This window comes from Vibrio sp. V38_P2S17PM301, from assembly GCF_009904845.1.
GTDB classification, from domain to species: domain Bacteria; phylum Pseudomonadota; class Gammaproteobacteria; order Enterobacterales; family Vibrionaceae; genus Vibrio; species Vibrio proteolyticus.
The window spans coordinates 21902-44463 of sequence record NZ_WXWO01000076.1 but is presented as its reverse complement, the minus strand read 5'-3'; the positions used below and the strand labels follow the sequence as shown (position 1 = coordinate 44463).

Here is a 22562-nt window from a genome sequence, read left to right as displayed (position 1 = left end):
TGTAAAGTGATAATTACATTGCCTAGCCTGTTTTATTACCAGCCAACTACCGAAAACGCACTCTTTTCAATAGTATGCTCGCCTCTGTTGATAAGGTCGTATATAAATTAATGGAAAAACATTCCCGCAAAGAAGACTGGATAGCCATCCTGACTGGTACCTTTTTGGTGGCTCAGGGGGTCTTTTTTCTCCAACAAGCTCAGCTGCTAACAGGCGGCACGACGGGGCTGGCACTGCTTGTCAGTCAATTTGTTCCTTGGACATTCGGCACTCTGTATTTTCTCGCCAACAGCCCGTTTTACCTGCTGGCCTGGAAACGTTTCGGCGCCCGTTTTGCAATCAACAGTGCGATGTCAGGCGCGTTGGTATCGATTTTTGCCGATCATCTGTATCTGGTGATTTCGCTTGAGCGGATTAACGAGCTCTACTGCGCCATTGCCGGTGGTCTACTGATGGGGCTGGGCATGCTGATCTTGTTTCGTCACCGCTCCAGTCTTGGTGGTTTTAACGTCCTGTGCCTGTTTATACAAGATAAGTTCGGTGTTTCGGTCGGCAAAAGCCAGATGGTGATCGACGCGATGATCCTGATCGCCTCCTGCTTCTTCGTCACGCCAGAGACCATTGGTTTGTCTATTCTGGGCGCCATTGCACTCAATCTGGTGTTGGCCATGAACCACAAACCGACCCGCTATAGCGTCACTTACAGTTAATTCAGGAAAATAAAACAGGGCGCCAACTGGCGCCCTGTTCACATCCCGCTTAATGAATGCTGCGGGTTTTCACATCGTGACTCAGCTCTTTATTCAGCTCAGCTTCCACATGGCCTGGCGCTTGTGTTGAGGCCGAAATCAAACGGTACATCGACGGAATCACAAACAGCGTTACCAGAGTGGCAAATCCCATGCCGAAGAAGATCACCGTACCCACCGCTACCCGGCTTTCATAACCGGCCCCACTGGATAAGATCAACGGGACCGAGCCAGCCAGAGTGGTAAAAGCGGTCATCAAAATCGGACGCAGACGGCGTGACGCCGCATCAATGATGGCTTTTTCGAACTCGATACCCCGGTCACGTAACTGGTTAGCAAACTCCACGATCAGGATACCGTTTTTGGTCACCATCCCGATCAGCATGATCATACCGATCTGACTGTAGATGTTCATCCCCTGCCCCATGACAAATAGGCCAAGGAACCCACCAAACACCCCCATTGGCACCGTGAACATCACCACCAGCGGGTTGATAAAGCTCTCAAACTGAGCCGCCAGTACCAGGTACGCCACCAGCAACGCCAGTGCAAACACCACCGCGACACTCGACTGGTTCTCTCTAAAGTCCTTCGATTCACCGGAGTAGCTCACCGAGATATCGCTCGGCAGCATTTCGATGGCTTTCGCGTCGAGGAAATCCAGCGCCTGACCCAGCGTGTAACCGTTGGACAGGTTGGCGGTCACGGTAATCGCTTTCTGCTTATTGTAATGCGACAACTTGATCGACGACGCCACCTCTTCAATTTTGGTCACCGTATCCAACGTAACCAGATCGCCGGATGCGGTGCGCATGTAGATCTGACTCAGATCCGCCGCGTTGTTAAAGCTGTTCTCATCGCCGCGCAGGTACACATCATACTCTTCCCCCCGCTCAACATAAGTGGTTTCACTTTTGCCGCCCAACATGATTTCCAGGGTATCCGAAATATCCGCCACACTGATACCAAGCTCTGCTGCGCGTTGGCGATCGACGCTCACCACCAGCTCCGGTGTCTTCTCTGAATAATCTATGTCCGCCCCTTCCATGAAAGGCGAATTTTCCGCTTCCAGTTCAAGGATTTCAGCCCATTTTTTCAGCTCAGCGTAATCCGAACCACCGAGCACAAATTGCACTGGCTCACTAGAGCCGCCGCGAAATCCCGGCATAAACGGAAACACCCGAACGTCCGGAATACCCGCCAGCGCTTTTCGCACCTGCCCGAGCGCCTGCTGCGCCGTCACCGTCCGGTCGTTCCAATCCTCCAGTATCATGATCACAAAGCCGGTCTGATCGCCCGCATTTCCGCCAAACGCTGGTGACTGAATGCTGAACGACTTAAGAAACCCTTGCCCCAGCAGTGGCATCAGACGTTCTTCGACCAAGTCCATATTGGCCGACATCCGGTTATAACTGGTCGCATCGGCGCCGCGGACGAAAGCAAACACCACTCCACGATCTTCCGACGGAGTGAGCTGAGCCGGCACCCGATCCATCAACAGATAGCTGCCGCCAATACAGGCCAGGATCACAACTGGTGCCGCCCATTTCCATTGCAGGGCGCGTTTCAGTAGTGAGCGATAGCCAGACTCCAGACGAGCAAACAGGCGATCAACCACCTGGTTGAAACGGTTCGGTTTCACGTTGGCCTGAAGAATTTTACTTCCCAGCACCGGGGTCAGGGTCAGCGCGATCAATGAGGAAAAAATCACCGCCATGGCCAGCAAGACGGAAAACTCGGTGAACAGCAAGCCAACCATGCCATCCATAAAGGAGATCGGCAGGAACACCATCACCAGAACCAGAGTGGTAGCAACCACCGCAAACCCCACTTCACGCGTACCTTTATACGCGGCCAGCAGCGGCTTTTCGCCCCGCTCAATATGGTGATAAATGTTCTCGACCACCACGATGGCGTCGTCCACCACCAAGCCTATCGACAGGATCAGCGCCATCAAGGTAATGAGGTTAATCGAAAAACCAAAGTAGTACGCCGCCATGAAGGCTGAAATCAGTGACACTGGTACGGTCACCGCTGGGATCAGCGTTGCCCGCGCCTGACCGATAAAAATGTACAGCACCAGAATCACCAGGCCGCCAGTGATAAACAGCGTACTGTAGACTTCCGCGATCGAGCGCTCAATAAACACAGTAGAGTCGTAATCGATCGCTAAGCGCGTGCCTTCCGGCAGGAACTTCTGCACTTTATCGACTTCCTGATGCACTCGGTCTGCCACTTCTAGCGGGTTGGCATCAGATTGTGGAACGATCCCCATGCTGACGTTCACCACGCCATCGCTTTTAAACGTCGAATTTTCGTTCTCAGCACCGATAAACACATCGGCCACGTCTTTCAGATAGACCGGACTGCCATCGCTGGCACGCTTGACCACCAAATAGTCAAAGTCTTCCGGTTGAGTGTAGGCCCGGGCGGTGCGCACAGACATCACGATCGAATCGTTGCGCACTTCGCCCCCCGGGCTTTCAATATTTTCGTTGCGCAGCGCCGATGTGATGTCTGACGTGGTTACGCCGCGTCCGGCCATCAACTCGGGTTTTAGGCGCACATACATGACTTTGTAGAGTCCCCCGGACACATCCACCGAACTGACCCCGGAGATCAGGCTGAATCGGTCAATCAGCACCCGTTCGACATAATCGGTCAACTGGGTGCGGTCCATCTCGGAAGAACTGAGGTTGATGTAGAGCGACGCTTCACCGGAGCCGTTATTTTTAAACACCAGAGGGTCATCGGCTTCATCCGGCAGTGCACGTTGCGCGCGCGCCACCGCGTCACGTACATCACTGACACCGGTGTTGAGGTCATAGCCGAGCTCAAAAGTGATGGTGATGCGCGACATGCTGTTGCGAGTCACTGAGGTGATTTCATCAATTCCGCTGATCCCGGACAGCTGGTCTTCCAGTACCGAAGTGATCTGGCTTTCGATGATGGTGGCCGATGCGCCTTCATAGCGCGTTGAAATGGACACCACCGGACTTTCAATATCCGGCATTTCCCGTACCGCCAGTTTATTGAACGACACGATACCGAACACACACAGCAACAGACTCAGAACCACCGCCGCTACCGGGCGCTTAACAGAGACATCCGATAACCACATCAGCCGTTATCCTTCTGCTTAGGTTTGCCATCGCTACCCAGTTCACTGACAGTCACCCCGTCACGCATATTAACGATGCCCTGTACTACAATCTTCTGACCGATGGCCAATCCCTTTTCAATCACCACCTGATTGTCAATCCGCGCACCAAGGAAGACTTCGGTACGGACCGCTTTGTTATCGTCGCCAATCACATAGACGTAACGTTTGGTGCCGGAATACTCCAACGCCTGAACCGGAATGATCGGCGCTTCGATCGCCGGAAACGCCATGCTCGCCGACATCAGCATGCCGGGCTTAAGGCGGCGCTCGCTGTTATCAAAATGGATTCGCACACGCAGATTGAGCGTTTCACGGTTGATGCGTGAATCAACGCCCACCACTTCCCCTTCAAATGTCCGTTCGCCCCAAGCGGCGGTCTTGGCTTTGACGAGCATGCCTTTGCTGATCATCGCCAGATAACGCTCTGGGATCTGCAAGTCCAGTTGCATCACAGAAAGATCATCCAAGGTCAGTAAATCATCACCGGCACTGACCAATCGACCACGGCTGAAGTCAATAAACCCCACCGTACCGTCAAATGGCGCACTGATGTGCATGTCTTTCAAATTGGCTTTTGCGGCATCCAGCCGCGCCTGCGCGATTGTTACGCTCGACTTTTGAGCATCAATTTCCGTCTGTGTGATCGCGTTGCGCTTCACCAGACGTTCAAATTCACGCAGTTTGCGCTGCTCATCTTTCAGATAAGCTTCGGCTTCAGTCAGAGCCGCTTTGGCTTTATCGTCATCAAGGCGAATCAGTAGCTGGTCTTTCGTCACTTCCTGATTGGCGCTCACGGCAATTTTGTCCACCTTGCCAGACACCTCTGACGAAATCATGACCGACTCTTCGGCTTCGAGCTTGCCCACCAGAGAAAGAGATTGAGAAACTTTATGGGTCTGAACCAGTTCGGTAATCACCGTGACGGCCGGCGAGCGCCCCGGTCCGTTAGCGGAGACAGAAGGAGCACTGAATGACATTGCCAGCAGCAGAGCCCCGATAATTGTTTTGTTGTTCATACATTTGCTTCTGTAACTATCACTGAGATCTATTGTAATCACTCGAAGTGTATTTGAACGTCAAGGAATGTAAATCTTAGAAAAGAAAGTGTTATGAGTGTCACTTTCTCGGGATTATCAGCATCAAATGGGTAATAACTGTCATCTTTGCCCAAAAAGACAGCATTCAATTCAAAAACATAAGAAAACTCTTTACAGCTTGGGCGAGTTTGCTATGATGCGCTCCGCACTTGAGAGATGCGTTGGGAAAACGTCGCTTAAGTATAAAAATACCCTGGAGGGGTTCCCGAGTGGCCAAAGGGAGCAGACTGTAAATCTGCCGGCACTGCCTTCGATGGTTCGAATCCGTCCCCCTCCACCATATTCTTCTCGCAAGAGAAACACTTGATTGATGCGTTGGGAAAACGTCAGTTAAGTATAAAAACCCTGGAGGGGTTCCCGAGTGGCCAAAGGGAGCAGACTGTAAATCTGCCGGCACTGCCTTCGATGGTTCGAATCCGTCCCCCTCCACCATATTCTTCTCGCAAGAGAAACACTTGATCGATGCGTTGGGAAAACGTCAGTTAAGTATAAAAAACCCCGGAGGGGTTCCCGAGTGGCCAAAGGGAGCAGACTGTAAATCTGCCGGCACTGCCTTCGATGGTTCGAATCCGTCCCCCTCCACCATATTGAAAAGCCAGCTCATCGAGCTGGCTTTTTTCATTTCTGCTCATATGCATTCAAACCACCCATCATCGCCATAAAAAAGCCCCGCAAGCGGGGCTGAACATGACTGAATCCTATAGGGGTGACTCAATCAGGATCACTCGCGTCTCATAAGGACGCAACACTTGGTGTGCATGGACGGTTTGCGCCTCTAGGTCGGCATAATTACCTAGCAGATAACGGGCAGACGACACATCGCTCCCCTCCGGTAGCACGCATTCGGTTTCTTCCGCATAATAGTTGTTCAAACAGATCAGAGTCTGCTGCGAGTTACAGCGCCGGTAGGCAAAGATCGCCGGATGTTCTGGAAGCAAATCGGTGTAATCGCCATCGGTGATCACCGCGACCCGTTTACGCAGCTCAATCAGCCGCTGATAAAAATAGAACACCGAGTTGGGGTCCTGGACGGCTTGCTCTGCATTGATGTGCTGATAATTGCTCGCCACATCCAACCATGGCGCAACCTGTGAGAAGCCCGCATAATCTCCGGCATGCCATTGCATCGGGGTACGCGAATTGTCACGTGATTTCTGCGCCAGAATGGCCATCATCTTGGCGTGAGGCACGCCGTGCTGGTTGACCATAATGTCATACATATTGGTACTCTCAACATCGCGGTATTGTTCGATACGTTCATAGCCCGGGTTGGTCATGCCGATCTCCTCGCCCTGATAGACGTACGGCGTCCCTTGCATCATGTGAACAGACGCCGCCAACATCTTGGCCGACTCGACCCGGTATCGGCCATCATTTCCCAAGCGACTGACCACACGAGGTTGGTCGTGGTTACACCAGAACAGCGCACCCCACCCCTTCCCGTTCAGCCCACTCTGCCAGTGATTGAAAATCTGTTTCAACTGGAGAAAGTCAAACGGCGCCTGTGTCCATTTTTCACCGTTTGGATAATCGACTTTCAGGTGATGGAAGTTGAATACCATGGATAACTCTTTGCCATCCAGAGAGGAGTAACGCTGGCAATGCTCCAAGGTGGTGGAGGACATCTCTCCCACCGTGACACTGCCGTACTTCTGGAATACCGCTTCACTGATTTCCTGCAAGTATTCATGCACGCGCGGGCCATCGGTGTAGAAGCGTCGTCCGTCCCCCTGGTCATCATTCGGAAAATCCTGTTGCTTAGAGATCAGATTGATCACATCCAAACGGAAACCGTCGACGCCTTTTTCGGCCCAAAAGCTGATGATGTATTTCACTTCCCGGCGCACCACTGGATTCTCCCAGTTGAGATCGGCCTGCTCGGTGGCAAACAAATGCAGATAGTATTGCTCGGTTTGCTCGTCCAGCGCCCAGGCACTGCCGCCGAATTTAGATTGCCAGTTGTTGGGTACTCCGCCATTCACCGGATCTTTCCACACGTAATAGTCACGGTACGGGCTGTTCTTGTCTCCCAATGCGGACTGAAACCAGTGATGTGCGGTTGAGGTGTGGTTAACCACAATGTCCATAATAAGGCGAATGCCACGCTGATGCGCTTCTTGCAGCAACTGGTCAAAATCGGCCATGGTGCCAAATTCCGGGTTAATGGCGTAGTAGTCCGAGATGTCGTAGCCATTGTCGACCATGGGCGACTGATAGACCGGGGTCAACCAAATGGCGTCAATGCCGAGCATTTTCAGATAATCCAGCTTGGAAATGATGCCCTGTATGTCTCCGGTGCCTTTATGACCACTGTCACAAAAACTCTTGGGATAGATCTGGTAAACCGTGGCAGTTTTCCACCAGTCGGTTTGGGGGTTGGTCAACGTCATCTACGTGTTCTCACTTACCTGAAATCAAAAAAACAATGGAGTGGCCAACGGGCCACTCCAAAAACTCACTTAGGCACTGGCTGTTTCCAGCTCGCCTTTGGCTTGCGCTCGTTTATAGAACACCAGTGTCAATACAATCGGCACCACAATAGCAACGCCCATCGCAAGCAGGAAGATGCCCCAGAACTGCGGCTGGATAGAAAGAATACCCGGCAAACCACCAACGCCGATACCATTCGCCATCACCCCCGCGCTGCCACAGATGGCGGCGGCCAACGCACTGCCGATCATCGCGCACAGCATCGGAAACTTGTATTTGAGGTTAATCCCGTACATCGCAGGCTCCGTCACCCCCAGGTAGGCTGAAATGGCAGCCGGCACCGAAATATCACGTTCCCCATGCTTTTTGCTGATCAGAATAATGCCGACCACTGCCGATGCTTGCGCAATGTTTGACAACGCAATCAAAGGCCAGATAGGTGTTCCGCCGAGATCCTGCATCAATTGCAAGTCAACGGCGTTGGTGGTGTGGTGAATTCCTGTGATCACCAAGGGAGCATATAAAAAGCCAAACACGGTTGAGCCGATAATGGCAAAGTCACCGGTCATGGCCGCTTTGGCAGCAAACGCCACGCCGTCACCCAACAGACGACCGAACGGGCCAATCAGTGCGTGCGCCAACACCACAGAAATAATGATGGACACAAAAGGCACTACCACCAGGTAAAGGTAGGACGGTACAATGCGCTTGAGATTGGTTTCTATAAAGGCCAGCGCTATCCCCGCCAACATGGCCGGAATCACCTGAGCCTGATAGCCGACTTTCTCGATGGCGAACAAGCCGAAATCCCACACCTCCGGCATTTGTTTACCGATCAGGTACGCGTTCATTAATTGTGGCGACACCAACGTCACCCCGAGCGTAATACCCAGAATCGGCGTACCGCCCAGTTTTCTCACCGTCGACCAACACACGCCAACCGGCAGGAAGAAGAAGATCGCTTCACCGATCAACCATAAGAAGGAGTGCACTGTAGCCCAGAACTGACTGATCTCGGTCAGCGTCTGGCCATCGAACATTTTGATGTCACCGATGACATTACGAAAACCCAGGATCAAACCACCCGTGATGATCGCCGGTAGCAGCGGAACAAAGATCTCCGCCAGGTGAGAGATACCCCGTTCAATGACGTTCATGTTCTGCCGCGCAGCCAGTTTGGCGTCATCTTTCGACGCCGCTTTCTGCCCGGTCAGCTCAATCAGAATCGCGTACACTTCATCCACGTTGGTGCCGATCACAACCTGGAACTGACCCGCGTTAGTGAAACAGCCTTTCACCAAGCTCAGCGTTTCCAGTCCTTGTTTATCCGCTTTGTCGGTATCGTTCAGTACAAATCGCAAGCGAGTCAGGCAGTGGCTGACACTGGCAATGTTTTCGCCTCCGCCGACTAACTCGATAAGACGCGCAACGTCTTGTTTCGCTATCTTACTCATAACCTTGTCCACCCTATTTCATGTTCAGATATCGTATCGTTATTATTAATGGGAATGTTCCCATTTCTATTTCAATATATTGCCGAAACCCATGTCAAAACAAAATGGGAACAGTCCCATAAATTGAATGAGATCACAGGATATTTTTAAAACACTTAGTAAAGAATAGCTTAGCAGACAGTCATTACAGGAGTGGCGATTGGGTAATGTGAGCCAACTCGGATTGACCATTGATGTGGGAGATCAACAGCTTAGCGGCTTTTTCACCAGCCTGAGCATACCCAGGATCTATGCTGTACACGTTAGGAAACAGAAACGCCAGCAGTGGGCTGCCCCCGACCCCGGTGACCATCACGTCTTCACGTTCAAGCTCTTGCAGACGTTTAATCACCCCCAATGCCAGCGTGTCACTGGCGCAGACGATGGCTTGGGTTTGAGCGTTGAGCACGTGATCCACCAGCTGATAGGCACTGTGGTGATCCAACTGACCAGTTTGATATGCAGGCGTCATTTCGTGAGCCTGACTCCACTCCAGATACGCACTGAGTCTCTGCTGACCGGTGGTCAGATCGCTGGCTTCCACCCCAATAAAGGCAATGTGTTGCAACCCTTTGGCTCGGAGGTGTTCCAGTGCCGCCACAATCACTCCGTGATTGTCATAGTTGATTGACGAGACCAGTTCGGTATTCATCGCAATCACCACGGCTTTTTCCTGCCATAGGCTCAACGGGGCGGTGTCCATATCCGCAAAGCCGAACACGATCACGCCATCGACATTGCGCTTTTTCAGCACACTGAGGTGCTCATTGGTTTTGTGGCGATCGAACTGACTTTCCATGATGACAGCGTCATAGCCTTCCGCATACAGTGCTTGCAGCATGCTACCGACGGCTTTATTTTCTGACGGTGACTCTAGGCGGGAAATGATCACCCCGACCACTTTCTGGCTGCCACCACGCATCGACTGCGCCGATTTCGATGGCACGTACCCGTGCGCCGCAATCACCTGCTCCACTTTCTGCCGGGTTTCCGGCTTGACTTTAGGGTCATTGGTCAGCACACGCGACACCGTGGATTTACCGACGCCGGCCAGTTGGGCAATATCGAGAATGGTCAGCTTTTTACTCATAAGGCAGAAACTAAATCAGGAGAGAAGCGGGCCGGACGGCCCGCCGAGCATTATTGCTGTTGTGGGAAGTCTTCGGTCACGCAGTTGCGGAAAAAAGTGTCACCAACTTGCAGGCGGGCACCGTCACCTTTGGCATGCAGATCCACATCCATGCCTTCACCCTGCTCATTGGCCAGGATGTACCGGATGCCTGAGCCAGCGGGGACTTGCGTCAAGGCATAATCCTGGCCGTCAACCCGCACCGTTGCTTTGTCTTGTTGCGAATAGTCCGCGTCAAAAGCCATCTTTGCATCACAGCTGTAATGCAGGAAGTTTTCACCAGCCTGAGACGACGTATTGCCCGATTGAGCACATCCAAACAGCACAACGCTGGCCGCTGCAGCAATCAGAGTTTTGTTCATATTATTGTTCTCCAGAAATATAAGGGTCTTACTGAAACCTTAGACTATTTTGTCAGATAACCCGGAACGTCACGGATACTGTCCAGAACGACATCAGCCAACGCTTCTCCCTGCTCAGTTACAGGTTTTCCGGTGCGCACTAACACTTTGGTGCCCACGCCCGCTGCGTCCGCCGCCATCAAGTCTTCGGCTTTGTCGCCTACCATAACGGAGTTCGCCATATCGATGTTGAGAAAATCACGCGCCGAGATAAACATCCCCGGCTTAGGCTTGCGGCAGTCGCAATCTTCTTTGTATTTACCCTGTCCGTGTTCCGGATGGTGTGGGCAGTAGTAAATGCCGTCGAACTCCACACCATTGTCAGCAAAGTTCCAATCCATCCACTGGGTCAGTGACAAAAAGCGCTCTTCGCTGAATTTACCGCGGGCGATACCGGACTGGTTGGTCACCAGCACCAGCTGATATCCCATCTGCTGAAGCGCCCTGGCGGCTTCAAACACGCCCTCAATGAACTCAAAATCATGTTCATCATGAACGTAACCGTGATCAACGTTAATCACACCATCACGATCCAAAAAGACTGCAGGTTTCGCCACAATGTATTTCTCTTTCAACTTTCAATAGTTATCAATTATTGCACGCTTTATTTCTTTCATCATCCTCTAATTATTCGGGCTATAAAGGCGGATAAACATTTAGACGTCTAGACGTAAAAATATCTATTGACTTAAATCAACGAAACCCATAGCATCGACTGGTCATTGAGATTCAAGTCAAAATAATATGCTGCGATAACGCACAGGTTGGAACATGATTGAGATTAACCAAGTCAACAAAGTCTTCTATCAGGGCAGTAAGGAAATTCTGGCTCTGAAAGACATCAATCTCCACATTGCCCAGGGGACCATTTTCGGTGTCATCGGTTCATCAGGGGCCGGCAAAAGTACCTTGATCCGCTGTGTAAACATGCTCGAAGAGCCAACATCGGGCTCTGTGGTCGTGGATGGGGTGGATCTGACCCAACTGTCCAAATCGCAACTGAGTGAAGCCCGACGTAACATCGGCATGATTTTCCAGCACTTTAACCTACTGTCATCGCGCAGCGTATTCGATAATGTCGCTCTGCCGCTTGAGCTGGCGGGAGCGGACAACACACACATTGAGCGTAAAGTCAGTGAATTACTGAAATTGGTCGGTCTGGCCGATAAACGCGACAGCTACCCATCCAACCTCAGTGGCGGTCAAAAACAACGTGTCGCGATCGCCCGGGCTCTGGCGAGTGACCCTAAGGTTCTGCTGTGTGACGAAGCCACCAGCGCACTGGATCCGGCCACCACCCAGTCTATTCTGGAACTGCTCAAAGAAATTAACCGCAAGCTCAATATCACCATTTTGCTGATCACCCACGAGATGGACGTCGTGAAGAGCATCTGTCACGAGGTAGCGATCATTGGGGATGGCGAACTGGTTGAAAAAGGCACCGTGGGGGAAATTTTTGCCCATCCGAAAACCGAGCTGGCGCATGAATTCATCCGTTCAACACTGGATCTGTCGATCCCGGACGATTATCAGGCACGCCTGCAATCTCAACGTGTTGAAGGCAGCTACCCTCTGGTACGACTGGAGTTCACCGGCGCCACTGTTGATGCGCCGCTCATGTCGCAGATATCACGTAAGTTTAATATTGACGTCAGTATCCTAAGCTCTGATCTGGATTACGCTGGTGGTGTAAAATTCGGCATGATGGTGGCGGAACTGTTTGGTAACGAAAGCGACGACAACGCCGCGATCGACTATCTGCGTGAACACAATGTAAAAGTTGAGGTACTGGGTTATGTCCTTTAAAACACTCTCTGACTGGCTGAGCCTCAATGGCGATTTGTTACTGGGTGCAACCTGGGAAACCCTGTACATGGTGGCAGTTGCCGGCATCGTCGGTTTTGCGGTTGGCATTCCGCTTGGCGTGATTTTGCACACCAGCAAAAAAGGCGGCCTGCTGGAAAACCCAACCCTGAATAAAGTATTGGGTGCGATCGTTAACGTCGGCCGTTCGGTACCTTTTTTGGTCCTGATGGTCGCGATCATTCCGGTCACCAAACTGCTGGTCGGCACCTTTATCGGCACCACCGCCGCGATCGTTCCACTGACCATCGGCGCCATTCCTTTTGTGGCCCGCCTGATTGAAGGCGCGCTGCTGGAAGTGCCGACCGGCTTGGTAGAGGCCGCGCAATCCATGGGGGCGACGCCACTGCAGATCATCAACAAAGTGCTGCTGCCAGAGGCGCTGCCAACCATCGTCAATTCTGTCACCATCACATTAGTCACTCTGGTCAGCTATTCTGCTATGGCAGGTACCGTGGGTGGCGGCGGTCTCGGCGATGTCGCAATTCGCTACGGTTTCCACCGTTACGATGTGGTGATCATGGCGGTCACTGTCGTGATGCTGATCGTTCTGGTTCAGATTATTCAGTCAATTGGTGACCATATCGTGCGCCGCGTTGATCACAGATAAATTCAAAAAGATTCGATTTATAACAAGGAGATAGTCAATGAAATTTAATCTTAAAGGTGTACTTGCCATCGCAGCTGCTGCCTCTGCTCTGATTCTTTCTGGCTGTGGTGACAAACAGGCCGACACCAGTAAAATCAAAGTCGGTGTCATGGCTGGTGCGGAAGCTCAGGTCGCGGAAGTGGCGGCGAAAGTGGCAAAAGAAAAATACGGCCTGGACGTAGAACTGGTGACATTTACCGATTACGTCACGCCTAATGCCGCACTGGATGACGGTTCCGTTGACGTCAATGCGTTCCAACACAAACCGTATCTGGATCAGCAAATCACCGATCGTGGTTACAAGCTGGCAATCGCTGGCAACACCTTTGTTTACCCTATCGCGGGCTACTCGAAACAAGTGAAATCTGTCGACGACATCCAGGACGGTGCGCGCATCGCTGTACCGAACGATCCTACTAACCTGGGTCGCTCACTGCTGCTACTCGAGCAACAAGGCCTGATCAAACTTCGTGAAGGTGCGGGGCTGCTGGCCACGGTTCGTGACATCGTAGAAAATCCGAAGAACATTCAGATTGTCGAACTGGACGCGGCGCAGCTACCACGCTCTCTGGACGATGTGGCCCTGTCGATCATCAACACCACCTACGCCAGCTCAATCAATCTGACACCACAAAAAGACGGTGTGTTTGTTGAAGACAAAGAGTCGCCTTACGTCAACCTGATTGTCGCGCGTGAAGACAACGTCAACGCAGAAAACGTGAAACAGTTCGTTCAATCTTACCAGACTGACGACGTGTACAACGCAGCGTCTGAAATCTTCCAGGGCGGCGTGGTGAAAGGCTGGTAAACCAGATTCCCCCAGAAAAACCAGAGCCCGCATAATGCGGGCTCTTTGCTTTTCGACCGGTCAAGCTTATTTAACATGGTCCCACGACAGGTTAGAAACAATCCGGCACTCATCGCACTTAAAATGGAAAATGTCGTGGAGTGGCTCTTCCAACAACCAGTCACCACCACATTTCGGACACCGACGCGCCTGCTCTTGCGCCAGACTGCTGCCTCCCACCCGGTACTGGTAGTAGTAAGTCGGAATGTGAGTAAGGTATTCAATCCGCCCACGTAAGTCCCAACCACGACGGAACAAAACGCTGTCGACATCGCAAATTTCGTGCAATGCGGCGTGTTCAGCCCGGCACGCGCCAGCCATCTGCAGTTCGTCACACGCCTGCCACTCGGTCTGCCATTTAATCACTGCTTTGTGGTCACCGTTCAGCGTCGGCGGATTACGGTACAGCGGAATAGGCAACAGGCTGTCACCACTTCGCAGTGGTGAACAGGTATGCACATACGTGGTGTACAGCAACTGCCAACTGGGCGTTGTGGCCTCGGCGGATTCCTCTGAATTCAGATCGCGCCCGAGTAAACGCACTTTCGGCGCTAACAAACAAGCTTCAGACAAACGCTCAAGGCACACCCGGACAAAATCAGAGTGGTGTTTAGGGTGCAGGCTGTCTTGTTCCGGGCACACTGCCCGCACGTAAAACTCGCCATCGCCGATGACCATTGGAAATTCACGTCCCAATACCTGGCCGTTGTAACGCAAGGCATCCATCAAACCATTAACGGCTTTGTCGACCGCTGATACGGTGGTGTTGTCGAAACACTCAAACTGTAACTCTACAACAAACATCAATTACACCGCTGGCTCTAGCTGAATCAGAAACTCGCTCAGGCTCTCGGCCAACACATCACGTTTATCGGTGCCCAAACGTTCCAGAACCACGTTGCCACTGAGGTTACAGATCGAGATAACATCCAACTCAGCATCGGTCGCCGCAATGAAGACCGTTGGCTTCAGCTTGAGGCGGCGCTGCGTGACCAAATGGCCCAGAATATTTTCCTGCAAGCGAGTGAAGTCCTCATCACTCCACACCTGAAGGAGCGTCAGTTCATTACTGTGCCACAATGCATCCATATCAGCACTGTACTGAGAACCGTAAAACGCTTTGATGTCGTCATGCAGTGTCAGCTCAATTGCCTGCTCCACATTGGAGAAGTCCGCGGCCACCTCACGGCGACACGGTTGCCATAGCACGCCGTTCTCGTGCTTCCCGGCCACGCACGGTGACACCAGATCGGCCAGCGCTTCACTAACCGGTAACTGAGCATACGCTTGTTGATAAGCGTCGAGATACCTCTGACTAAATGAAAACAGTGCTTGAGCGGCTTTCTCTGTCATGAACAACTCCCTATTTTGCATTGTGGGGGCTGAGGACAGGCATACTTAATGACAGTCACAGCCGGATTGCGTAAAATTCTCTATTATTCTAATCGAATTCATCTGAAAGTATGAGCAAATATTCCAACGCCAAAGAGCTGGCTGGACTGACACTGGGTCAGAAAACCGAGTACGCCAGTCAATACGATCCGTCATTGCTGCAGCCAGTACCGCGTAGCCTTAACCGCAACGATCTGAACCTGGAAGCCCCCCTGCCGTTCCAGGGGTGCGACATCTGGACATTGTATGAATTGTCATGGCTGAATGACAAAGGCCTGCCGCAGGTTGCCGTCGGTGAAGTCTCCTTACCTGCCACCAGCCCTAATCTGATTGAATCTAAATCATTCAAGCTCTACCTGAACAGTTACAACCAGACTCATTTTCCCGGCTGGCAACAGGTTCAAGCTCGTCTGACACAGGATCTGTCTGCCTGCGCAGGGGAAGCCGTCAGCGTCACCCTACATCCGGTCACAGCGTTTACGAATCAACCGATCGTGACGATGGGCGGCGAATGTATTGATGAACAAGACATCACGATCTCGGGGTACGACTTTGATGAAACGCTGCTTAAAGACGCTGCGACGGGTGAACTGGTGTCAGAAACCCTGCACAGCCACCTGCTGAAATCCAACTGTCTGATCACCAATCAACCGGACTGGGGCAGCGTCGAAATTCGCTACCAAGGCAAGCAAATCGACCGTGAGGCGCTGCTGCGTTATATTGTGTCTTTCCGGGAGCACAATGAGTTTCATGAGCAGTGTGTCGAACGTATTTTTACCGACATCATGAATTTCTGCCAGCCGGACTCGCTCACGGTGTACGCCCGCTATACCCGTCGCGGTGGACTGGACATCAACCCATTCCGCTCAACGGAACAGGCCACACCGGCCCACAACCATCGAATGGCTCGTCAATAAGGAACTGAGGTAATGGGAATTCTGCGCTGGACGCGTCTATTGTGCATCGTATTGGTGATGTTTTCTGGTTGGGCAACCGCGTCAACGATTTACTCATCACCGATGCTCAATGAAGCCAATAACCTGGTCGATATTGTGCCGAAGCAGGCCAAGAACCTCGCAACCAATTACCTCACTCAGCGCCGCCTGGCGGACAAAGCAGAAAAAACGCCGTCCTCGATTTCCCGGGACGAAACCGACAGCCGTATCCGCACACCGGGTGCCTCGATTGACGCACTCAACATTCTGGCCAAGGCCGAATTTAACCTCGGCGATCAGCCGGCGGCGTTGCAAGCCCTGACTCAGGCAGAAGAGCTGTCCCGCGTCTACCGCCTGCCCTATCTCAGCCTGGAAGTGCAAATTCTCAAAACACAATTGCTGTGGCAAATCGATCACAATGCCAATGATGCTAGCACCCGCCTGCAGGCAGTAGAAAAGAGCTATAAGAACATCAAAAATCCGGAGCATCTCGCCCGAGGGATCAACTACAAACTGCAAATGCTGCGGGCACAAATTGCTTCAGAAGACGGTGAAATTGATGCCGCCAATCAAATTTATCAGTCACTGAAAAGCTACATCGACCAGAGTAAGTCTTCGAGCCGGATCATCAATTACCACATTGCCGTCGGCGAACACTGGTTACGACATAAATACTACAACCGCGCGCTGTCTGAGCTGTTACTGAGCTACTGGCGTGCCATCGAAGACAACTCCAGTATCCAACTGGCGTATGTGAACCGTCTGCTGGCTCAGCTGTTTTATGAGCGCCGCGTGCTGGACAAAGCGCTTGACCACCTCTCCCAGGCCGCCGATTTTTACGACAGCTACGAAGATTCCCCGGTCTTGGCAGATGTGCTTAAAACCATGGGTGATATTTACTACCAGCAAGGCAAATACAATCTGGCTCTGGTGCATTATTTCAACGTCATGGATCACGAAAAAAACAACCGCAACATTGCCAAGCTGATTGAGATCCGCATCGCCCTCGCAGGTACTTATCTGCAGTTGTACAACTACACGCTGACCGAACAGTACCTCAATCAGGCTGAAAAGCTGCTCGAATATCAGAATATTCCGGCACTGAAAGCCCGGGCACTGCTGCTGAATGCCGGCCTGGCCTATCATCAGGCCACCGAGCATCAAGTGGTTCGTGACGCCGACAAAGCACTGAAGATCGCGCTGGGCATTCACAATATCGATCTGGAAAAGAACGCATACCGGATGCTTTACCTTGGGTATGAGCAGATTCGCCAATACGACAAAGCACTGGAAAATCTCAAGCACTTTATGGCGCTCAATAATGTTCAACAGGAGAAACTCAACCTGATCAGCGAAGACGCGTTCCGTCAACAGAAAGAGTTTGTTGAACAGACCCTGCACCTGGTGGGGCAACAAGAAGAGCTGGAGCAGGTCCGCACTGAGTACCATAAGTTCCAGAAAATCGCCTTTACCCTGTTTGTCGCCTGTACCATTCTGTTCCTGTTTGTGCTGCGCCGGGGCTATGTGATGCAGCGCCAGAAAGAAGAGATCGATACACTCAATGAGGATCTGTTCACCCACTCTCGTTCGGGTCTGCGCAACCTGCGCATGCTGAGTGCGAACCTGCCGGCATCCCTGCAAGCCAGCAGCCATACCTTTGAACGCTGGCGGATTGGTGAGCTGATCCACGAACCGCTTAACGACCGGCTGAAATTTGTCATGATTGACGTGCCGTTCCTGCGCAACATGTACCTGCAACACGGCTACAGTGAAGGCCTCAAGCTTGAGCAGTCATTCGGTGAGTTTCTGCGTAGTAAAATTGACGATCCAGCCAGGGTGTACCACTTCTCTGACGCCAATCTGCTCTACATAGAAGCGGCCTCCGACGAAGACCAGTCACCGGAAACGCTGTTCAACAAAGTGCAACAGTGGGTAAAAGAGTTTAAACCCGACCTCAACATCAACCGCATCGTACGAGTTGGCATGGCCGACTATCCGTTCCTGCCGCGCGCCTACACCGCCATCAATGATAAAGAGTTGCTGGACATCCTGTTGATGTCGACCAGTGCAGCTCGCACATTGAGCATGAAAGAACATTCCAGTCAGTGGGTCTACCTCAAAGCGATAGAGAACGCGCCAGCCGCCAGCCTCGCGACCGGAAATATCCGTAAAGCCTGCAAACATTCGATCAGTCAGGGGCTGATCAAAGTCCATTCGTCCTACCAGAATGAGGACAGCATCAAAAAACTGTTAAAAGATGAATAAAAGCTCGACTAACGCGCATTTAACTCAGTGACTACCACTTTTTATTTGATATTATCAATAAATTAGTAAATAAGATCGACATTGATCTTTTGTCGTAAAGTTTGAGTGTTACATGGGTGTTCTCGAACAAGATATTCAGTCACAGCTGTATGAGCTGAAAAATCAGCTTGAACAAGTCCGTTTGACACAACGCGATACTTCGTTCAAATTCAAACGAGAACAAAACGTTCTGAAGCGTATGTTGTGTTCGCTCAGCCTCGCCTGTTACTGCGAAGATGAACGACTGCAACAGGCGCTGAGTGAATTACGTCAGTCTTTGGAACAACAACAGGATATCAGCGCGCTGATCCCCCGTTTGGCGGTGCTCGAGCGTATGCTGACAAAGCAAACGTTGGCGATGGACAAACAGACTTCTCAACTCGATTCCCAAATTCACCACAGTGGCGAAACGTTGCTGCGGATCACAGGTTTGCCCGCAAAGGTCAAACGTGACCTGCGCGATTTACTCAGCTACTCCGGCGGTGTAGAGAACTCCAAAGCAGAACAGGCCATGAAGCTGCTGGCCTTGTATGAACGCTCGGTCAAAATCATGGCAACCAATCCAGATGCCGTGATCGGAGAGCTGGACAACAGCGCCGACAAAGAACTGCTCAACCGCTTATCCGAAGAGTTGCAGAATGTCATCACTGAGCTCGATTTTGAAGGTGAATCGGGCGAACTGCTCAACGATATTCGCTCTAAACTGCTGCTTGGGGTTGGCTCTCATACCCTGCTGGAATTAACTCTGCAAACCCTCAAGCTGGTGATTGAAGGCACCAAATTTGAGCGTAAAACCTCTGAGCAATTTCTCGAACAGGTCAACACCTCTCTGGCAACAACGCTCAAAAGCTCCAGCCAGAACGTTGAACAGAGCAAAAGCTACCTTGCGCAACGTCAGGAGATGAACGAGGAGTTGAATGGTCTGGCTGGTCAAAGTGCCCAAATGCTTGATAAAGCCACCAGTCTGGATACCTTGCGTAGCCATCTCGCCCCCGTGCTGAGCCAGATTGGCGCACTGACGGAACGCCTGAACCATGCCGAGCAACGGGAGCAGGCGCTGATCGAACGCATGGCCTACAGTAAACATCAGCTTGAGGCCCTATTTGACCTGACCCAGGATTATCGCCGCCGTATGGAGGACCAGGCCCAGCGTATGCTGCTGGATCCATTGACGAAAACATACAATCGCACCGCGTTCGGCGATCGGCTTGAATTGGAGTATCGCCGTTGGATCCGCAACCAGCATCCGCTCCGCGTCGCGCTGCTCGATATTGATGAGTTTAAATCAATCAACAACAGCTTCGGTTACAGCGCCGGCGACAAAGCGCTGAAAATCATCGCCCGTACTATTCAAAAGGAGATCGGCGATACCGACACGGTAGCGCGTTTCTCCGGCGAAGAGTTCATTATTCTGCTACCGGAACGCCACCACAACGACAGCTACCAGTTGCTGCAGAATATCCAAAAACAGATCAAGCAGTTACCATTTAAATTCCGCGCTCAGAACATCACCATCACGCTGTCGATCATCTGCACAGAGTTCAAAGATCCCGACACACCGGAAGAGGTGCTGGAACGCCTCAACCTTGGCCTGCAACACGCCAAAGCCACTGGACCCAATCAACTTATATGGAAATGACGGTACAAAACATCGCCAATCGGACACATTCCGTGCAGTAAATCACACCTCGCTCTGGTCTAACTTAGACGTCTCTGGCTGTTCGTAGAGAATTGATATAGTGTTTTCAAATAGTTAACACTATTTTCCTGTGCTAAGCTAACCAGTACTCCCTGAGTTTTGCTAACACGTATAACTATGGGGATCGCTCCCTCAAACTAAGGAGGTATGTATGATCACTCATATCAGCCCGGCCGGCAGCATGGACCTGCTTTCTCAACTTGAAGTTGAGCGTCTTAAGAATACGGCTTCCAGTGATCTGTACCAGTTATATCGAAACTGTACCCTTGCGGTACTGAACTCCGGTAGCCATACAGATAACTCCAAAGAGCTGCTCGATAAATACAAGTCATTTGACGTCAGTGTGCTGCGCCGTGAACGCGGTATCAAACTTGAACTCAATAACCCGCCAGAACACGCGTTTGTCGACGGTGAAATCATCAAAGGGATCCAAGAGCACCTGTTCTCCGTGCTGCGTGACATCGTGTACGTCAACATGCACCTAGCAGACAACCAGCGCCTTAATCTGACCAATGCCACGCACATTACCAACCTGGTGTTTGGTATTTTGCGTAACGCCGGTACGCTGATCCCGGGCATTGAGCCCAATCTGGTGGTGTGCTGGGGTGGTCACTCGATCAATCCCGTCGAATATCAGTACACCCGTGAAGTTGGCAACGAACTCGGCCTGCGTGAACTGAACATCTGCACTGGTTGTGGCCCGGGAGCGATGGAAGGTCCGATGAAAGGAGCCGCAATCGGTCACGCCAAGCAGCGCTACAAAGAGCAGCGTTACCTCGGGCTGACCGAGCCGTCGATCATTGCGGCAGAACCACCAAACCCGATCGTCAATGAACTGGTGATCATGCCGGACATTGAAAAACGCCTCGAAGCGTTTGTGCGCATGGCACACGGCATCGTGATCTTCCCGGGAGGCCCAGGTACAGCGGAAGAACTGTTGTACATTCTCGGCATCATGATGCACCCGGAAAACCGCGAACAGCCAATGCCTATCGTTCTGACTGGCCCGAAAGAAAGCGAAGCGTATTTCCGCTCGATCGATAAATTCATTGCCGATACGCTGGGAGAAGACGCCCAGCGACATTACCAGATCGTTGTCGACGATCCGGCCAAAGTGGCGCGTATCATGAAACAGGCAATGCCGAAGGTCCGTGAGCACCGCAAAACCAATGGTGACGCCTACAGTTTCAACTGGTCGTTGAAAATAGAGCCAGAGTTCCAGCTGCCGTTTGAACCGACCCACGAAAGCATGGCGGGGCTGGATCTGCACATGAATCAACGTCCGGAAAACCTTGCTGCGGCACTACGTCAGGCATTCTCTGGCATCGTAGCGGGTAACGTGAAAGCGGAAGGAATTCACGAAATCGAGCGCCATGGTCCGTTCATCATTGACGGCGATGCCGATCTGATGCGTAAGATGGATCGACTGCTGCGCGATTTTGTCGAACAGGATCGAATGAAACTGCCGGGCGGCAGCGCTTACGTGCCGTGCTATCGCATTGCCACCAGCTAAGTGTCGTTTCTGGTAATCCGGTTATGAATCATTACAATAAGGGCGTAACGCCCTTATTTTTTATTCAAACCTCAGGAATTCTATGTCTATCCATCTTGTGATCATCGACGCTCTCAACCTCATTCGCCGGGTTCACTCAGCGCAACCGGATCCCAATGACATCGCAAGAACCATAGAAACCACCAGCCGGACACTGCATCGCATCATCGGCGAAGCCCAACCGACCCATATTATCGCGGTATTCGACCATCACCTTCAGGATCGAGGCTGGCGCGCGCAAATACTGCCGGACTACAAAGCCAACCGCAAACCGATGCCAGAGTCGTTGCTGCATGGGCTGGACGCGATTCAACAAGCCTGGTGGGAACTGGGAATCGATTCTTTGCTGTCAGACGGGGATGAGGCCGATGATCTGGTAGCAACGTTGGCGGTCAAAGTAGCCAGCCACGGAGAAACCGTCACCATCATTTCCACCGACAAAGGCTACTGCCAGTTGCTGTCTCCTACTCTGCAAATCCGTGACTACTTCCAGCACCGCTGGCTGGATGAACCCTTTATCGCCAAAGAATTTGGGGTAAAACCGGCGCAATTGGCCGACTACTGGGGATTAACCGGGATCAGCTCCAGTCAGGTTCCGGGAATTGCGGGCATCGGCCCGAAAGCAGCCAAAGAAATCCTGACCCAGTTCAGTGACATTGAAACCGCATACGCCTCTGATGAGCTGGCGCCTAAATATCGCAAAAAATTCGATCAACACATTGAGATGGCAAGAAAGTGTCGTCAGGTGGCTGCGCTCAAAACGGACATTGAGCTGGGGTTCAATCTGCAGGATATCCGCTACACACCACCAGTATCAACCAAAGCGTAAACCGCCTTCATCGATAAAAAAAACGCAAAC

18 protein-coding genes and 3 tRNA genes are annotated in these 22562 nt (G+C 51.8%); 12 read left to right on the top strand and 9 right to left on the bottom strand.

The features are described from left to right. Positions 1 to 110 precede the first annotated feature (110 nt). Entirely contained in the window at positions 111 to 710 is a 600-nt protein-coding gene (locus CAG64_RS16435; RefSeq protein ID WP_021703744.1) for a YitT family protein, read from the top strand. 49 nt (positions 711 to 759) lie between these two features. On the opposite strand, the gene vexH is transcribed toward CAG64_RS16435, so the two are convergent. Beyond that, positions 760 to 3870 carry a vibriobactin export RND transporter permease subunit VexH gene (gene vexH, locus CAG64_RS16430; RefSeq protein WP_021703743.1) on the bottom strand — a complete coding sequence of 1037 codons (3111 nt, stop codon included), beginning with the start codon at positions 3868 to 3870 and terminating at the stop codon, positions 760 to 762. After that, positions 3870 to 4928 carry an efflux RND transporter periplasmic adaptor subunit gene (locus CAG64_RS16425; RefSeq protein ID WP_021703742.1) on the bottom strand — a complete coding sequence of 353 codons (1059 nt, stop codon included), beginning with the start codon at positions 4926 to 4928 and terminating at the stop codon, positions 3870 to 3872. Before CAG64_RS16425 ends, vexH begins: the two co-directional genes overlap by 1 nt. 276 nt (positions 4929 to 5204) lie before the next feature. Here CAG64_RS16425 and CAG64_RS16420 point away from each other — a divergent pair. The 3 genes from CAG64_RS16420 (at position 5205) to CAG64_RS16410 (ending at position 5594) form a co-directional block, all read left to right on the top strand. Then, a tRNA-Tyr gene (locus tag CAG64_RS16420) sits at positions 5205 to 5289 on the top strand. 67 nt (positions 5290 to 5356) lie between these two features. Beyond that, positions 5357 to 5441 (top strand) — tRNA-Tyr (locus CAG64_RS16415). A 68-nt stretch (positions 5442 to 5509) separates the two neighbouring features. Continuing rightward, positions 5510 to 5594: transfer RNA gene (locus CAG64_RS16410), tRNA-Tyr, on the top strand. 113 nt (positions 5595 to 5707) lie between these two features. On the opposite strand, the gene treC is transcribed toward CAG64_RS16410, so the two are convergent. From treC to gmhB, 5 genes are all read right to left on the bottom strand, one after another. Continuing rightward, positions 5708 to 7399, bottom strand: coding sequence for an alpha,alpha-phosphotrehalase (treC, locus tag CAG64_RS16405; protein ID WP_161488400.1), 1692 nt, complete (start codon positions 7397 to 7399; stop codon positions 5708 to 5710). 69 nt (positions 7400 to 7468) lie between these two features. Then, on the bottom strand, positions 7469 to 8893 hold the full coding sequence (gene treB / locus CAG64_RS16400) for a PTS trehalose transporter subunit IIBC (RefSeq protein ID WP_161454714.1): 1425 nt from the start codon (positions 8891 to 8893) through the stop codon (positions 7469 to 7471). Positions 8894 to 9077: 184 nt separating this feature from the next. Next, a complete protein-coding gene (gene treR, locus CAG64_RS16395; protein WP_161488401.1) occupies positions 9078 to 10022 on the bottom strand; it encodes a trehalose operon repressor TreR in 945 nt (314 codons plus the stop codon). A gap of 50 nt (positions 10023 to 10072) precedes the next feature. Beyond that, positions 10073 to 10423 carry an MliC family protein gene (locus CAG64_RS16390; protein WP_161454885.1) on the bottom strand — a complete coding sequence of 117 codons (351 nt, stop codon included), beginning with the start codon at positions 10421 to 10423 and terminating at the stop codon, positions 10073 to 10075. A 44-nt stretch (positions 10424 to 10467) separates the two neighbouring features. Continuing rightward, on the bottom strand, positions 10468 to 11019 hold the full coding sequence (gene gmhB, locus CAG64_RS16385; RefSeq protein ID WP_021706683.1) for a D-glycero-beta-D-manno-heptose 1,7-bisphosphate 7-phosphatase: 552 nt from the start codon (positions 11017 to 11019) through the stop codon (positions 10468 to 10470). A 214-nt stretch (positions 11020 to 11233) separates the two neighbouring features. On the opposite strand from gmhB, the gene metN reads away from it, so the two are divergent. Genes metN through CAG64_RS16370 form a run of 3 tightly spaced genes read left to right on the top strand, consistent with a single transcriptional unit; the run spans position 11234 to position 13782 of the window. Continuing rightward, entirely contained in the window at positions 11234 to 12268 is a 1035-nt protein-coding gene (gene metN / locus CAG64_RS16380; RefSeq protein WP_021706682.1) for a methionine ABC transporter ATP-binding protein MetN, read from the top strand. Next, a complete protein-coding gene (locus CAG64_RS16375; RefSeq protein WP_021706681.1) occupies positions 12258 to 12935 on the top strand; it encodes a methionine ABC transporter permease in 678 nt (225 codons plus the stop codon). The genes metN and CAG64_RS16375 overlap by 11 nt, the downstream gene beginning before the upstream one ends. 37 nt (positions 12936 to 12972) lie before the next feature. Beyond that, positions 12973 to 13782, top strand: a complete 810-nt coding sequence (locus CAG64_RS16370) for a MetQ/NlpA family lipoprotein (RefSeq protein ID WP_021706680.1) — start codon at positions 12973 to 12975, stop codon at positions 13780 to 13782. A 66-nt stretch (positions 13783 to 13848) separates the two neighbouring features. Here the strand turns inward: CAG64_RS16370 and CAG64_RS16365 are convergent, their stop codons facing one another. Then, positions 13849 to 14625: a Zn-ribbon-containing protein gene (locus CAG64_RS16365; protein ID WP_021706679.1), complete on the bottom strand. Its 777-nt coding sequence runs from the start codon at positions 14623 to 14625 to the stop codon at positions 13849 to 13851. A gap of 3 nt (positions 14626 to 14628) precedes the next feature. After that, the gene (gene syd, locus CAG64_RS16360; RefSeq protein WP_021706678.1) at positions 14629 to 15174 is read right to left on the bottom strand and encodes a SecY-interacting protein; all 546 of its coding nucleotides are present in this window, start codon (positions 15172 to 15174) and stop codon (positions 14629 to 14631) included. A 110-nt stretch (positions 15175 to 15284) separates the two neighbouring features. Between syd and queF the strand changes: the two genes are divergently transcribed. From queF to xni, 5 genes are all read left to right on the top strand, one after another. Continuing rightward, entirely contained in the window at positions 15285 to 16130 is an 846-nt protein-coding gene (queF, locus tag CAG64_RS16355) for an NADPH-dependent 7-cyano-7-deazaguanine reductase QueF (protein ID WP_161488402.1), read from the top strand. A gap of 12 nt (positions 16131 to 16142) precedes the next feature. Further along, complete coding sequence (locus CAG64_RS16350) at positions 16143 to 18413, top strand: tetratricopeptide repeat protein (protein WP_161488403.1); 2271 nt, start codon at positions 16143 to 16145, stop codon at positions 18411 to 18413. Between the two features lie 112 nt (positions 18414 to 18525). Next, positions 18526 to 20091 carry a GGDEF domain-containing protein gene (locus tag CAG64_RS16345; RefSeq protein WP_161488404.1) on the top strand — a complete coding sequence of 522 codons (1566 nt, stop codon included), beginning with the start codon at positions 18526 to 18528 and terminating at the stop codon, positions 20089 to 20091. 211 nt (positions 20092 to 20302) lie between these two features. Further along, on the top strand, positions 20303 to 21664 hold the full coding sequence (ppnN, locus tag CAG64_RS16340) for a nucleotide 5'-monophosphate nucleosidase PpnN (RefSeq protein ID WP_161488405.1): 1362 nt from the start codon (positions 20303 to 20305) through the stop codon (positions 21662 to 21664). 82 nt (positions 21665 to 21746) lie between these two features. Next, the gene (xni, locus tag CAG64_RS16335) at positions 21747 to 22532 is read left to right on the top strand and encodes a flap endonuclease Xni (RefSeq protein ID WP_161488406.1); all 786 of its coding nucleotides are present in this window, start codon (positions 21747 to 21749) and stop codon (positions 22530 to 22532) included. Positions 22533 to 22562: the final 30 nt, after the last annotated feature.